The following is a 13,882-nucleotide window of genomic DNA, read 5'->3' as shown; positions in this document are numbered from 1 at the left end:
GTATGCTTTTGTATGTGTGGCTATTGCTAGCCACATTATCTGTGTTTATCTGGATATCTGATGCGAATCGAAGACATATATCGAATTTTAATTGCGTGTGTGTATTTGTATTGTGCGTTGTTATTTTTATTCATAGCGATCGCTATATCAGTATGCTGTATGTAGCGCCATATTCAGCCGCGTGCTCGGTACTCTATACCATATCCACTTTAGTTGGTGGGTTTATTATGAATCGATTAGGCATCATAGGTGGCGGTGATGCAAAACTGTTTTTTGCTTTTTCAATAGCGATTGCGCCGAATTATTTACCGATAACCATCATGTTAATTGCTGTTATTGGTGGGCTACAAGCGATGCTACTTGTATTTTTTTCATGGTCCCAAAATCAACTCTATACACGAGGAGTACCTTATGGTTTCGCTATTTGTGTTGGCTGTTTATTTGGTATCGCAGCTTCCATTTAGGAAACTTCTATGAAGTCTAAAATCATTTTAAGTCTTGCTATAGGGTTAATTATCCTTGGCTTATATGGTATTGCTGACAGTCTCAGTCATATCGAAAAGGATCTGCCTAATATTCCGCTGGCAGAGAATATTGCCCCCGTAGTTAAAATTAAAACGTGGTGGCTGAAAGAGGATGTACAACGTGGGACATTGGTTAAACGTAGTGATTTTGACGTTCAGTATTTAGTGCAAGTCGATGCGAATAAACGAGGTATTTATACCGATGTGAATATTAATTTCACCTCCGGTGCAGTTTATCGACAAGATCAGGTTCAGGGCACGTTGTTTTTTCCTGACATGCTGGTGCCGCCACAACATGATGCCTATATAGACGTTGTTTTGGCCCCTGGTCAAGTGCCTTATGTGTTGAGCGTACCTGCTAAATCCGTCGTCGGCGGTACTGTCAGTAATAACATGCGAGTTGACTTGGTTGCACTAACACTACCGCAATATCAAATGAGTATTGAGGTCGGTTCAGAATTGTCAAAAAAAGCAAGAATGATCGGAGTAACTCCGGTGATGATGAATATCAAAGTGATTAAAGTCATCCAACAAACTCAGATTATTAGTGGTGAGTTAGAACCGAGCTCTGCGAATGTCGATATTGTCTTGGAATTGACGCGCAAACAAGTGGCGATATTAACGGTCGCGAAGCGTATTGCGGAGATAGAAATACACAAATCTATAGGTGATTTTTCAGCTGCAGATTTAAAGGCCGATGCTGGAGATGTGTTACCTGATTTTAAATCGGTGACCGAAATGCGTGGCAATAATATGGTGATAAAATAAATGACTAATATAAGTGTTCAGACACCCCTGCTATTGAAGATACTCATCGTATTATGTTTATTCTCATTACCTCATTATTCATATTCTGCGGAATGGATTTATATCGATAATGGTGATGCACATACCGTTACCACTAAGGCTGAAATAGGGACTGTTTTTATTAGCGATCCCAGTATTGCAGATTATCAAGTTATCGATAAACACAAAGTCATAATCTATGCTAAAAAACGCAGCCAAACACACTTGATTATCTTTGATGAAGATGGCCAAAGCATTCGTAATTATAAAATAGTCGTGGCGCGAAATCTTACCAATATTCGTCACCAAATTAGTGCTTTATATCCAGAGCAGCAAGTGAGACTCATCAATGTGGGCAAACAAATTTTGGTACGTGGCAAAGTGTCTTCTCAAGATGTTATTGATAAGATTTTACATTTGGTTTCAACGTCGTTAAGTGATTCAAAAAATCAAGATACGACCAGGCTGTATCTGAAGAAAAAAGTGTATACGGGCGTATTAAATGAACTTGAAGTGGCGATGACTAAGCAGGTCAATGTTAAATTGTCGATAGCAGAAGTATCGCACTCTTTTCTGGAAGATATTGGTGTTGAGTACGGCACTATCCTTAACCAAAACTTCGTTGCCGGAGAGTTTATGAAAAACCTAGTAACAGGCGAAAGTAGCGATGTTTTTTCTTGGATCACTGCATCAGGTAATGACTCATTAGGGCAAATATTAGCAGAACCTAATTTGTCGGTTATCTCTGGTGAGTCAGCTGAATTTTTAGTTGGTGGTGAATTACCTGTTATTTATCAGGAGGATGGTGGAACCAGGGTGACGTACAAAGAGTACGGTGTCAAATTGACTGTCTCTGCAGAAGTACTACAAGACAATAAAATTAGATTATCTCTTGAACCTGAAGTCAGTAATTTAGATACCCAGTACGCATATGACATACCTGCACTTAAAACACGTAAAGCAAGTACGACTGTTGAACTGGGTGATGGTCAGAGTTTTCTGCTTGGTGGACTATTGAGTACGGAAGATAAAGAAATGTTAAATAAAGTACCTTTACTGTCTGAAATCCCTATTTTAGGCGCGCTATTTAGAAAAACAGAAACTTCACGCAATAAAACTGAGTTGGTCATTGTAGCTACCGTTAATCTGGTTAAACCGATCAGTGCAGCAAAAATCCAATTACCAACGATCCAAAGAACCACCACATTTAAGCGTTTATTTGCGGTTGAACGTAATTTCTCGACTGCACAAACGCAATGGACCGACGAGTTACTATCAAATGGAGGGTTTAAGCTGTGAGAATTTTTAAAATATTAATGATGAGTACTCTGTTGTTAACTGCGTGTGCAGACCGAGCTGAAAGCACACGTGGTATTCATATAGATATCGTGCCGACCTATTATACCTTGTCATTAAATTTGAATAAGAATAAAGATGCTCAGCATCGGTTGGATACGTTTTTTATTGAGCAACACGAGCGCATTTTATCTGGTCAAGTCGAGATATTCGTTGCTACTGATACCGCGTACAACTTCGCCTTACAAGCTGAATCTAAATTGCATGGACAAGGTATTGATGCAATGACTATCGCGATCACTCGAGTTAAGAAACCGATTAACCAGCGTTTCGATTATGTTGTTCAGATTAGCAATCATCAAGCGATAGTGCCTATTTGTCGTTCTGCTCAATCGGGCTATTTTTTTAACCGAGATTTAGGTTGCTCAATGGACTCGACACGCTGGAAGTCGATGGTCCGTCCTGATGCCGTATTGAATCAATCTGACTTGGATAGCCGTCCATCAAAGGATTCGTAATGCTTAATATTGTTGATATACTTAAATTAAAAAATGATGACGCAGTCGGAAAGCAAGATACCTTCTCCGCAGTATTATTCAATCAAACATTAGAATGTAAAGAATTGGTCCAAGAAGCTTTTCGTTTTGAGGGACTCACGACACCTACAACTTTAGAAAACACCGACGAAAATATCCGCCGTCATGTCAGAGAGTCGTTAATCGATGTTGTGCTTGTTGATCTTAACCGCAGTAATGATGTGGCTAAAGATATGGAGCGGATCTCGCATCTACTACCTAACCATGCTTCGGTGATTGTTATTGGTAGTGAAGACGCGATATCAACAATTCGAAATTTAAAAAACATGGGTTTTTATTACCTATTTTGGCCAATTACTAAAGCGGAATTGGTTGATTTTGTTAAACACGTTTATGAGAACCGTAAACAACAAGCGGGATTAGGTAAAAACCGAATCGCTAAGAAAGTCGCTTTCTGGGGCACCAAAGGCGGGTCGGGGGTGACGCTGCTAACCTGTGAAGTTGCACTTATTTTAAGTAATCTCAAAAACAGCTCGTGCGTGGTTGTAGATCATCACTTTAGTGGTGGCGATATCGATATTTTTTTAGGTATCCCAGACTTTGAAAAACGCGCAGTGCAAAAAGGTGGATTGACAGCCAACATGGACTTTAGTTATGCCACAAGCATGACCAAAAAATTGAATGATATGTTGTCGGTACTTTCAATCGAGTCGCCTGAGTTAAATGAATTAGAGCTGAAAGAATATGTCCGCATTTTTTCCACGGAATTAGCCAGTCAGAATAATTTTATTTTGGAAGATTTATCGTGTTCGGTGAACTGTAAAAAGGATCTGATTTATGTCTCGCAAGAATGCGATATTTTCGTGTTAACCATTGACCCTAGTATATCGAGTGTCAGGGAAGCGGGACGGATTATTTCTGTGCTAGATAAAATAGGATCGCCGCTAAGGTGCATTTTGGTGATGAACTACACTAGACCGGAACTGTCTGCAACAATCACTCTCGCCGAAGTTGAAAAGTGTTTAGGACAAAAAGTGGATGTCGTGTGTGGTTTTAATAAAAGTACGAGTAAAGACATTATTGCAGGTAAACATATTTATCAGCTTGATAACGCCTTGTCGGACAAGATCCATAAGCTTACAGATTTGATTTTAGGTCAACAGTATATGCCTCCTACACGCTTTTCAATTAAGCAGCTTTTTAAGAGAAAACCCTAATGGAAATGTCTGTTTATGCCAAACTGAGATTACAAATCTTTGACGCGTTAGAACTGGAAGTCGTTAATAGTCTGACTAAAGAGCAGCTTGGGAGGCAATTGTCAGGCGCGATTGATTTATTGGCTGAACGCCTAAGTTTACCGCTTACCGAAATGCTAAGAGCTGAATTTGTCACGAGTCTGATTGACGAAATTCATGGCTTAGGCCCTTTGCAGTCCTTAATGGATGACGATGGTATCAGCGACATTATGATCAATGGTTGGAGTCAGATTTATATCGAACGTAATGGTTTGGTAGAGCGTTCAATGGCGTCATTTATTGACGAGCAACAACTGCTACAAATAGCTAAACGTATTGCTAATAGAGTCGGACGACGTGTGGACGAATCGCAACCAACCTGTGATGCTCGCCTAGCAGACGGCAGTCGTGTGAATATCGTTATTCCTCCTGTGGCCTTAGATGGTACATCTATCTCTATACGTAAATTCAAAAAAAGCAGTTTGGGTTTAGATAATCTTGCAGAGCTTGGTGCAATGTCACCAGAAATGGCCGAATTACTGATGATCGCGGCTCGTTGTCGTTTGAATATTTTAATTTCGGGTGGTACGGGCTCAGGTAAAACCACCATGATGAACGCGCTTTCTCAATATATTTCTGAAAACGAAAGGATTGTCAGCATTGAAGATGCGGCCGAGCTTAAATTGCAGCAACCGCATGTGGTGCGACTTGAAACTAGAACCGCCGGTATTGAAGGTAATGGTGCGATTACACAACGCGATCTCGTTATTAATTCATTACGGATGAGACCCGATCGAATCATTGTCGGCGAGTGTCGAGGATCGGAAGCATTTGAAATGTTGCAAGCAATGAATACGGGTCATGATGGTTCCATGTCAACGTTGCATGCTAATACACCAAGAGACGCGCTTGCTCGTGTTGAATCTATGGTGATGATGGCAACGAATAATTTACCTTTAGAAGCTATTCGACGAACCATTGTCAGCGCTGTTGATTTAGTTATTCAAATTAGTCGTTTGCATGATGGTAGCCGCAAAGTAATGAGTATTACTGAGGTGGTTAGTTTGGAGGGCTGTAATGTCGTGTTAGAAGAAATTTTTCGTTTTCAACCTAATATGTCCCAATCTCAGAGTGGTAAGGTCAACGGTAATTTTATTACAGCTGGTTTAATGCAGCGCTCAATATTAATGGAAAAGGCCCGTTTCTTTGGCTTAGAAGATAAGTTATCAGCTGCATTCCGTGTTGGTGAACCGGAGTTTAAAGTAGGAGAGCAGGCATGATAGCCAGCCTATGCGTTTGCCTTGGTGGCGGACTACTACTTTTAAGCTTGAAACCAAGTAGCAAAACCAAAAAAAAATACCTTGAAGGGCTGAACCGCACTGTATTGGTTAGTTCGATGGATGATGATAAGCAAGCGTTAAACTTTAACTCGTTGACAACGCTAAATTGGAAACAAAAGTGGCAAAGGTTGTGGTTTAATTTACAGCGTTATCTCGGGAAGGGGGCAGCGCTTAAAGTTGGTCTGTTTATGGTGGTGATTATGATGTTATCACAGGTTGTTAATACCACTTTCTTTCGAGTTAATTGGTTGTTTGTTTCACTGCCTATGTGCCTTTTTTCTTCTGTTGCGGGTTATTTTTGGTTGGTAAAGCGCGCGCAGAAAAAATTTGAAGCGTCTTTTCCTGATGCGCTTAATATGCTCGCTAGTGCTGTGAGTGCCGGTGACAGTATTATGCATGCGATTATTTTTGTTGGCCAGTCGTTAGATGATGATGTCGGTCGGGAGTTTAAGATAATGGGCGAGCGACTACAGTTAGGTGAAACACCGGACAAAGTTTTTCAAAAATCATGTATACGTTATCCCTATCCTACGTTTCAATTTTTTGTTATTACGTTGCGTGCGAATATGCAGCGAGGTGGTCAGTTGAAAGAAATAATAACGCGATTAAACCGTTTGATCTTCGATTCTAATGCAATTGAAAAGAAAAAGTATGCGATGACCTCTGAAGCCAGAACATCGGCTAAAATTGTCGGCGCAATTCCTTTTATATTTTTGTTTATGTTGCAATATCTAAGCCCAGAAAATTTCGAATTTGTAATGTTTAGTGCCTCTGGTAAACCGATCCTTTATTACGTATTAGTAAGTGAATTAATTGGTATGACCATTATTTGGTCTTTGATGAAAGGCGTAAAGTAATGCTGAGCGATAAACATAAATTATTCTTTATGCTGTTGTTGGTGAGTATTGGTTTCGGGCTCATTATATTTAATCTGACTATTTTTTGGATTCGTAGAAAGGCATTCTCTAAGCTCCATGTTTTTAAATATACAGGAATGGATGGGCCACGGTCTGCGTTGGCAAAGTCGCAGGTCAATAAAAAACGCCATGATCGAACAAAGATAACCAAGAATAGATTTGAGTCCGCAGGTTTCTACCATGTGACTTGGGGTGAAAACTATCTAAAAATTAAATATACGTTATTGGTTATCGGCTTATTTACTTATTATTTCTTGCTGCCTAACCTGTCGATAAAAATCAGTCAACATGTGATATTCATCGCAATATGGGTGTTGATTTGTGTGATACTGCCAGATTTTTATCTTGATTCTAGGAGCAAGCAATTACGTTATAAAATTGCTAATAAACTACCTTATTTATTAGATCTGATGGCAGTTTGTATACAAACTGGTATGACGATTGAATCGTCGATACGCTACCTATCCAAAGAGATGGCAGCATTTGACAAGGATATATGTCATTACCTTAGTAAGACTAATGAACGCTCACAGATTGTCGGGTTGGAAAAAGCCTTAGACGAATTACATGAGTTAGTTCCCAGCAATGAAATGCGTAGTTTTGTCGTGACGCTTAAACAGAGTTTGAGATACGGTTCGTCGATATACACTATTTTAACAACGTTAGCTAAGGATATACGTGAATTACAAATGTTGAGTATAGAAGAAAAAATCGGTCAGTTGGCGGCTAAAATGTCAATTCCACTTATTTTATTTATTATGGTGCCAATTGTTATTCTTATCGCAGCGCCAGGGATCATGAGGTTGTTGGAAAGTGCATAAATATATGATGTTCACTATGCTGTTGCTTATTTCTGGCTGCGCGGCGAATAACGATGAGTCGATGTCTAACTCACTCGATTTTTATGAACAAACGCATAACTATCACAAGATGATTGACTTGTATAAGGCTGAGTTAAAGAAGAGTGATAGCACTAGCATACGAACAAAACTGGCGAACACTTATTTGTTGATTGATGACTATGAATCAAGTTTGTTTACGCTAGTTCCCTTGCTCGAGAAAAATGATGTTTCCAGTGAAATATTGTCGATAAAGGCCAAGGCTCTTTATAAAATTAACGATTTTTATAATGCACAATTAACGTGTGAAACCATCTTGGCGAATGAGAGTATTAATGCCGAAATTGAAAATATGATGGGGCTAATTCATGCTGAAAATAACCGCTATGAAGAATCAAGATTATATTTTAATCGTGCGAGGACTCATTTTCATGACGATACCATTATTCAAAATAATTTAGCTGTTTTAGATTTGTTTGAGAGAAAGCCTCAGGCTGCGATATCGCGATTAACACCGCTTTACAGGCAAGATAAAAATGATATTAAAATTAAGTCTAATCTGCTTATCGCTTTTGCTCAAATTGACGATGTAAGTGCAGTAAGAAGTATCTTAATGTCGCAATATTCACAAAGTGAAATAGACGGGATTATAGCTGAATTACTTGAATTAAAATTGTGATATGGAGTCATTGTAATGAATAAAATGTTGAGGCCACAGAGTGGCGTTGCGACGATAGAGTTTGTGCTTGGCTTAATTCCGTTTTGGTTATTAGTTTGTGCCTGGGTTGAAATGAGCTACGTCTCTTATATATCGGGCTTGACGGATTTGGCATTGGCTGAATCTTCTCGCGTAGTTAAGAAACGTGACGGTGACTATATGAATCAATTTCGACGCAGTATCAAAAGTAATGGCTCGTTATGGTCTGAGTTTCTTGATACCAGCAAGTTTAAAGTATCTATTCATTATATTACAGATTTGAAGATGCTGAAGAGTATCACAGCAGCTTGTAAAACCGGAGATGACAAGTTCAAAGAATGCGGAGTAAAAAATAATAGTCCTATTGCCATATACCGAGTTGAGTATGAATATGATCCGATATTCAATTATTTTTTAACTGATGAGCAATTACTGGTTCGAGAGTCCATTGTTATACAGGAGTATGAACGAGATGCATTTAAGTTTTAAACAAGGTGGTAACTTTACCGTTGAATTTGCCATTGTTGGGGTGATGTTTTCTTTAATTCTGGTTTTTAGCACGGATGTGATTATTAAATTATCACTCAAAGGTAAGTTAGATCGACTCAGTTACTCAGTAGCAAATATTCTTAGAGAGCGAACCCAATTTCAATATGAAAACTATGTATTAGCTAATAAGGAAGTCGAGATCCTTAATAGGATTGCAAAAAGCAGTATGCGCAGAACATCTCATAATTTTGATGGAAAGCGATGGGGGTTGTCTATTGAAGCATTACAGTTTAATGCTCAAAATGAGATGTCTGTATCCTCGTTTCGTGGAGGTAATCAATCTATTACGCCTTATGTCGCAATGAATGAGTTAGCTAATTTAGCGGTTCAGACTAGTTGGGGGCGAAAGGCGACTATTTATCGTGTGACTATGATGTATAAAACAGATAATTGGTTTGGAGAATTAATCGGTGAAGAATTTAATCGCGTTTCGTCTAGCTCTGTCATTATAGGCCGATGATATGAATTTATATTACCAGCATCAAAAAGGCCATGCAGCACTGTTATTTACCATGATAATACCGGTGTTATTTGGCATTTTTACATTAGCGACTGATGGGGTTCGTGCATTACAAAACAAAGCGAGATTAGGGGATGCTGCAGAAGTTGCAGTGCTAACGATATCGGCAACAAATGCTAATAATAAAGATACTCGATTTGATGGTAGTGGTTCCGAAATTAATCGCTCACTAGCCAGTAGTATCATTTCTAATTACTTTTATGGTCAGGTAGATGTATTACCTAATCAGCTTAAGATAAATCGTTTATCGTGTGCTGATAATCTAGAATGCCAAGCAGGGTTAAAAAAAGGTGGTAGTCGTTTTTATGAATATAGAATTGAAGCCCAAACTCGCCATGATACCTGGTTTCCAGGCAATGAATCCATTGTTGGCTTTGGCGATACATTCACAGTTGGGCATAGTGCGAAATCCAGAAAATACGTTAATAAAGCGGTTGATGTTGTTTTTGTCGCGGATTTTTCAGGTTCAATGAAACATCCCTGGAACGGGAAGGCAAAGATAGATACCCTTAAACGCGTAATGAAAAGTCTTACCGACGAAATAAAAAAAATGGATAAAAAAACTAAGGGTGAAAATAACGTTGGGGTAGTCCCCTTCACTTATTTCACTGTTGATTCAAGACAGAATCAAATCCTGAACTATAAGAATAATGCAGACGTTACGATCCGTTCCCTTTGGAACAAAGGTTTTAACTCACCGCAGAATTCATATAGATCATATTATTATGATATCCCTTTAACTAATGATTACGATGATTTTATTCGCCGTTTTGAAGCTTTTCAGCCTGGAGGTGGTACATCTTCATATGAAGGGATTATTAGCGGAGCTCAAATGCTTAAACAAGGAAGTAACTCGAGAAGGTTGCTGGTCGTACTTTCAGATGGCATTGATTCAAGAATTCGGACTCATAGGTCATTAAATGAAAGGGGATATTGTAAATTAATTACAAATGGACTTTCGACAGGTGAAAATGCTAATGGGGAGCAGTACTCTGCTAAATTAGCTGCTATTTCCTTTGGTGATGAGCTCGACGAAAATAAAGAATTAGCGCGGTGTGTCGGCAATGAAAACATTTATGAAGTCGACAATGAACAACAAATAATAGATAAAATATTAGAGTTAATCTCTGAAGAAATTGGCCATCTACAATAGCAGTGAAGGGAATGTATGAAATATAAAATAATGTTGTTAGCCACACTATCAGCTTGTACTAGTGTCTCTGTACAGGCGATGAAACAAAGCGAGTTTATTGCCTATTGCTCAGACGAAAAGAAAGAATATCAAGTCGATGTTGCAGTCGGTCAGGCTACACGAGTTTACGAAAAGCAGCATCAAATTATGGCCGTCACAACCAGTAGTGATACTGATTATGTACTTAACATTATGACGCAAAGCTTTGCTGATATGGGCTTAAAAGAGCAGTGCGCTACGTATTTATATAAAAATAGTACGCTAAGCGCTGGCGATAAAGGTATTTTTGCTCGCGTTAACTTTGCGTTTGACGAGCATGAATTAACGGATGAAAGTCGTTATACTTTAAAGGGACTCGCTCAGAGTATTAAATATTCAAGTAGTCACTTACAGTTAACTGGCCATGCTGATGCTATTGGTAAAGATGTATATAATTACGAACTTGGTATAAGACGTTCGCAAAGAGTGAAGCAGTATTTAATCGAGAATAATGTTAACGAACAAGGGATTGCATTTGATTCTGAAGGAGAGGGAAAACCTGATTTTAATAATGATACAGCAGCTGGAAGAGAGCTAAATAGGCGAGTAGAGGTTGATATTATTCGTTTGTAATACTTGTTGATTAACATGGACGTTATACCAGCTTACATTTGCTTAAAGTAAAGAAGCGTAAAGCTCGATAGACTGATTTCTTGATCCAGCAAGTTAATCGAAATTGAGTGTACCACTATTATGAAGCCTATTTTTTACACATTTAGTCCATATGTATTTTACTTGTTGCTGTTTTTTATCTTTTTAACGCCGGCTTATGCCAATTGTGGTTTAACTGCTGCTGTAATCGATAAATCATCTTATCAGAATGAAACTATCAAAATTGGCCTTGTTAGCGATAGCTTATACACCAGGGAAGTAGCTAATGGCAGCTCTGCATATGAAGTTATTACAGAGTCAATAGAGCGCTGTTCAGGGCTGAATATCCTGATTATTGAAAAGAATTTAATTGAATTAACTGCTCTGGCTAAGGATGAAAAAGTTGATGTTATTTTTGATCTATCTAAGACCCAACTTAGACAGCAGTATCTCGATTTTTCAGTAAAGTTAAGCGATGAAACCCCTTATATTGTCAGTAATGGCCCGTTACTGGAACAACTTCAATCGGGACAAGCGATAGAGACACTTAAAGGCTCTGCTTGGGTTGAGTTGACTGAGGCATTTCTAGCGTCAGTTGGATTAAGCAATCCAATTAAATTAGTTGGCTCTATTTCAGAGCTAAACAAAGCCTCTTTATTCGTATCCGGAAGCTCACACATAAGCTATTACCATCATTTAAAAATGCCTATATCGACAGCATTGAGTAGTCATATAGCTGTGATTAAAAGCAAAAGTGCTGCGCTATTACCCATGATAAATGCCATTATTGGCAGCGTAGAAAATATACCATCTGAGACTGGCAATACGCAATATTTACCCTTGTCCAGTGCAGAACTACAGAATAGTAAGCCTGTTAATATACTGATTAGTTTTCATTTATTTCCTTTTTATGGCGATAAATATACCGATTTCTTGATTTTTAACAAGTATAAGAGTTTGGCGGAAGAGCTATATGATATTGATCTTATAGCTCAGGATTGCCATGATGATAACTGTTTTGATTTGTATGATGATGACGTCAAAATGGCGTTATATGATCCCGGGGTATTGGAGCAAAATTTAGCCACAAAGACCTTAGGGTTAGTGCGAGTTGCGCTATTTAAAAATACGCGAGTTAACGAAGTTCAGCGTATTGGTATAATGAAAAGCATGCCCCAAGATCTGCACTCAATACCAGCTGAGTATATTGAGTTTTCGCATCAAGCTGAGCTTATCGAATCTTTTAAGCAAGGTGAGATAGATGCCTTTATTTCAACTGATCTAGATGGCAGATTATTATTTGCGGAAGACCTAGATTTAAATATCATTGAAATTCCATTAGGTCTGAAATCGGTCGTGTTTTTAGTCCCGAAATTAAACTCTGAAAGTAATGCCTTGTTATCTATATTAAATTCACTAATCGAGATATCCAACAACACCGGTTATGTCGGAATGAGTAATCATACCAGAGACCTTATTCTACAATCGGTTATGGAGGGTGAAATGGCATTGAGATCAAGAGATTTTTACTCTTATATTATTCTATCTATTATTTTGGTGATTTGTATTTATACTTATTATAAAAAAGTAAGTATTGATCCTAGCACTCAATTATTAAACCCGAATTTAATGCATAAATACCACAAGAAGAATAAATTTAATTATATAACTTATATTAGTATCGCTAACCTTGAAAGTCTTAAAAAATCAGAAGGTGTGGAATATTCTAATAATGTAATAAAAATATTTGCCGGTATTATTAAGGTATGTTTTTCATCGGGTGAAAAAATATTCCGTCTATACGGAGACCATTTTGTCGTTTTTTCTAAACAAGATTCAATTGAAAAAATACAAAGTCTGTTGGTGGCGTTAAAATATAATGCTCAAAAGAAACACATTATATTTAACTGTGGGATAAAAGAAATAACGACTGATATGAAGTCAGATCTGATTGCAAGTGCCGAAGCTATGTACGCGAACTCGCTGGATGATAACTGTTTATTCTACTCTTACGAGGAGACTAAAGAGGTAAAGGAGTACATTAATCGTAACATCATCAAAGATGTTATTAATAAAGCGTTAAAGGGTCAGTTGTTTGATATAAATTTCCAACCCAAGTTTGATTTGAATACGGGCCAGATATATGGCGCGGAAGCGTTGGCGCGTCTCTGTATCAATGGTACGCACTATTCTCCTCAGGTATTCGTGCACTATTTAGAGCAGTGTGGACGTATTCCAGAATTAGATTATATGGTGTTAGCAAAGACCATCTCCTTCATTAAAATAAATGGTTTTTTTGATGTTATTTTTTCTATTAACCTGAGTTCTGAAAGTATTGTTTGTGATGATTTCAAACGTGATTTACGCAAACTATTGACTCAAAATAGGATGCTGGAAAATTTAGAGTTTGAAATTACCGAATCAATCTTACCTGAACATAAGCATGAAGTTATCGCATTTATCACGGAAATTAGACGCGATTTTTCGGTGAGGTTCTCACTCGATGATTTCAGTACAGGTAACTCCTCGTTGGTTATGCTCAGTGAATTTAGATTTGATTGTGTAAAGCTAGACCGTAGTTTGTTTAATGCAATGCACAACAATGACACGTTTATATTATCGATAAAAGTACTAATTAATGAAATAAAAAAATTAAGTAATGAAATTGTATTTGAAGGTATTGAGAATGAACGAGATGAATCTCTTGCCGTAGAATTAGGTGTTAACAAAGTACAAGGTTGGAAATATTCAAAACCGATCGATCAAAATAGCTTTATTACATTGAAAAATAAATATTGAAATATGTGTTCTAGTGACGAAA

At 37.9% G+C, this 13,882-nt stretch carries 14 protein-coding genes; all 14 read left to right on the top strand.

Going from position 1 to position 13,882, the window contains the following annotated elements; genetic code table 11:
* The first annotated feature begins 2 nt into the window (after positions 1-2).
* The 14 genes from FR932_RS13315 to FR932_RS13250 all read left to right on the top strand — a co-directional run bounded on the left by FR932_RS13315 (position 3) and on the right by FR932_RS13250 (position 13,860).
* Positions 3-464 (top strand): prepilin peptidase, encoded by a 462-nt coding sequence (locus tag FR932_RS13315; protein ID WP_081588299.1) that lies wholly within the window; start codon positions 3-5, stop codon positions 462-464.
* Between the two features lie 9 nt (positions 465-473).
* The gene (locus FR932_RS13310) at positions 474-1,292 is read left to right on the top strand and encodes an RcpC/CpaB family pilus assembly protein (RefSeq protein WP_019439601.1); all 819 of its coding nucleotides are present in this window, start codon (positions 474-476) and stop codon (positions 1,290-1,292) included.
* On the top strand, positions 1,293-2,609 hold the full coding sequence (locus FR932_RS13305) for a type II and III secretion system protein family protein (RefSeq protein WP_019439600.1): 1,317 nt from the start codon (positions 1,293-1,295) through the stop codon (positions 2,607-2,609).
* A complete protein-coding gene (locus FR932_RS13300; RefSeq protein ID WP_151676837.1) occupies positions 2,606-3,124 on the top strand; it encodes a hypothetical protein in 519 nt (172 codons plus the stop codon). Before FR932_RS13305 ends, FR932_RS13300 begins: the two co-directional genes overlap by 4 nt.
* Positions 3,124-4,359 (top strand): CpaE/TadZ family protein, encoded by a 1,236-nt coding sequence (locus FR932_RS13295; protein WP_019439598.1) that lies wholly within the window; start codon positions 3,124-3,126, stop codon positions 4,357-4,359. The genes FR932_RS13300 and FR932_RS13295 overlap by 1 nt, the downstream gene beginning before the upstream one ends.
* Positions 4,359-5,657, top strand: a complete 1,299-nt coding sequence (locus FR932_RS13290; protein ID WP_019439597.1) for a TadA family conjugal transfer-associated ATPase — start codon at positions 4,359-4,361, stop codon at positions 5,655-5,657. The genes FR932_RS13295 and FR932_RS13290 overlap by 1 nt, the downstream gene beginning before the upstream one ends.
* Complete coding sequence (locus FR932_RS13285) at positions 5,654-6,574, top strand: type II secretion system F family protein (protein WP_019439596.1); 921 nt, start codon at positions 5,654-5,656, stop codon at positions 6,572-6,574. Before FR932_RS13290 ends, FR932_RS13285 begins: the two co-directional genes overlap by 4 nt.
* Positions 6,574-7,455, top strand: coding sequence for a type II secretion system F family protein (locus FR932_RS13280; protein WP_019439595.1), 882 nt, complete (start codon positions 6,574-6,576; stop codon positions 7,453-7,455). The genes FR932_RS13285 and FR932_RS13280 overlap by 1 nt, the downstream gene beginning before the upstream one ends.
* 61 nt (positions 7,456-7,516) lie before the next feature.
* The gene (locus tag FR932_RS13275) at positions 7,517-8,152 is read left to right on the top strand and encodes a tetratricopeptide repeat protein (RefSeq protein ID WP_240532332.1); all 636 of its coding nucleotides are present in this window, start codon (positions 7,517-7,519) and stop codon (positions 8,150-8,152) included.
* A gap of 15 nt (positions 8,153-8,167) precedes the next feature.
* A complete protein-coding gene (locus FR932_RS13270) occupies positions 8,168-8,659 on the top strand; it encodes a TadE family protein (RefSeq protein ID WP_019439593.1) in 492 nt (163 codons plus the stop codon).
* A complete protein-coding gene (gene tadF / locus FR932_RS13265) occupies positions 8,643-9,179 on the top strand; it encodes a tight adherence pilus pseudopilin TadF (protein ID WP_019439592.1) in 537 nt (178 codons plus the stop codon). Before FR932_RS13270 ends, tadF begins: the two co-directional genes overlap by 17 nt.
* 1 nt (position 9,180) lies before the next feature.
* The gene (locus FR932_RS13260) at positions 9,181-10,392 is read left to right on the top strand and encodes a vWA domain-containing protein (RefSeq protein WP_019439591.1); all 1,212 of its coding nucleotides are present in this window, start codon (positions 9,181-9,183) and stop codon (positions 10,390-10,392) included.
* A gap of 15 nt (positions 10,393-10,407) precedes the next feature.
* Positions 10,408-11,043 carry an OmpA family protein gene (locus FR932_RS13255; RefSeq protein WP_019439590.1) on the top strand — a complete coding sequence of 212 codons (636 nt, stop codon included), beginning with the start codon at positions 10,408-10,410 and terminating at the stop codon, positions 11,041-11,043.
* 120 nt (positions 11,044-11,163) lie between these two features.
* Positions 11,164-13,860, top strand: coding sequence for an EAL domain-containing protein (locus FR932_RS13250; protein ID WP_019439589.1), 2,697 nt, complete (start codon positions 11,164-11,166; stop codon positions 13,858-13,860).
* The last annotated feature ends 22 nt before the right edge of the window (positions 13,861-13,882 follow it).

The sequence above is a fragment of the Moritella marina ATCC 15381 genome, from assembly GCF_008931805.1.
In the GTDB taxonomy this organism is placed as follows: domain Bacteria; phylum Pseudomonadota; class Gammaproteobacteria; order Enterobacterales; family Moritellaceae; genus Moritella; species Moritella marina.
The sequence above is the reverse complement of the archived record's forward strand: the minus strand, read 5'-3'. Positions and strand labels throughout refer to the sequence as shown.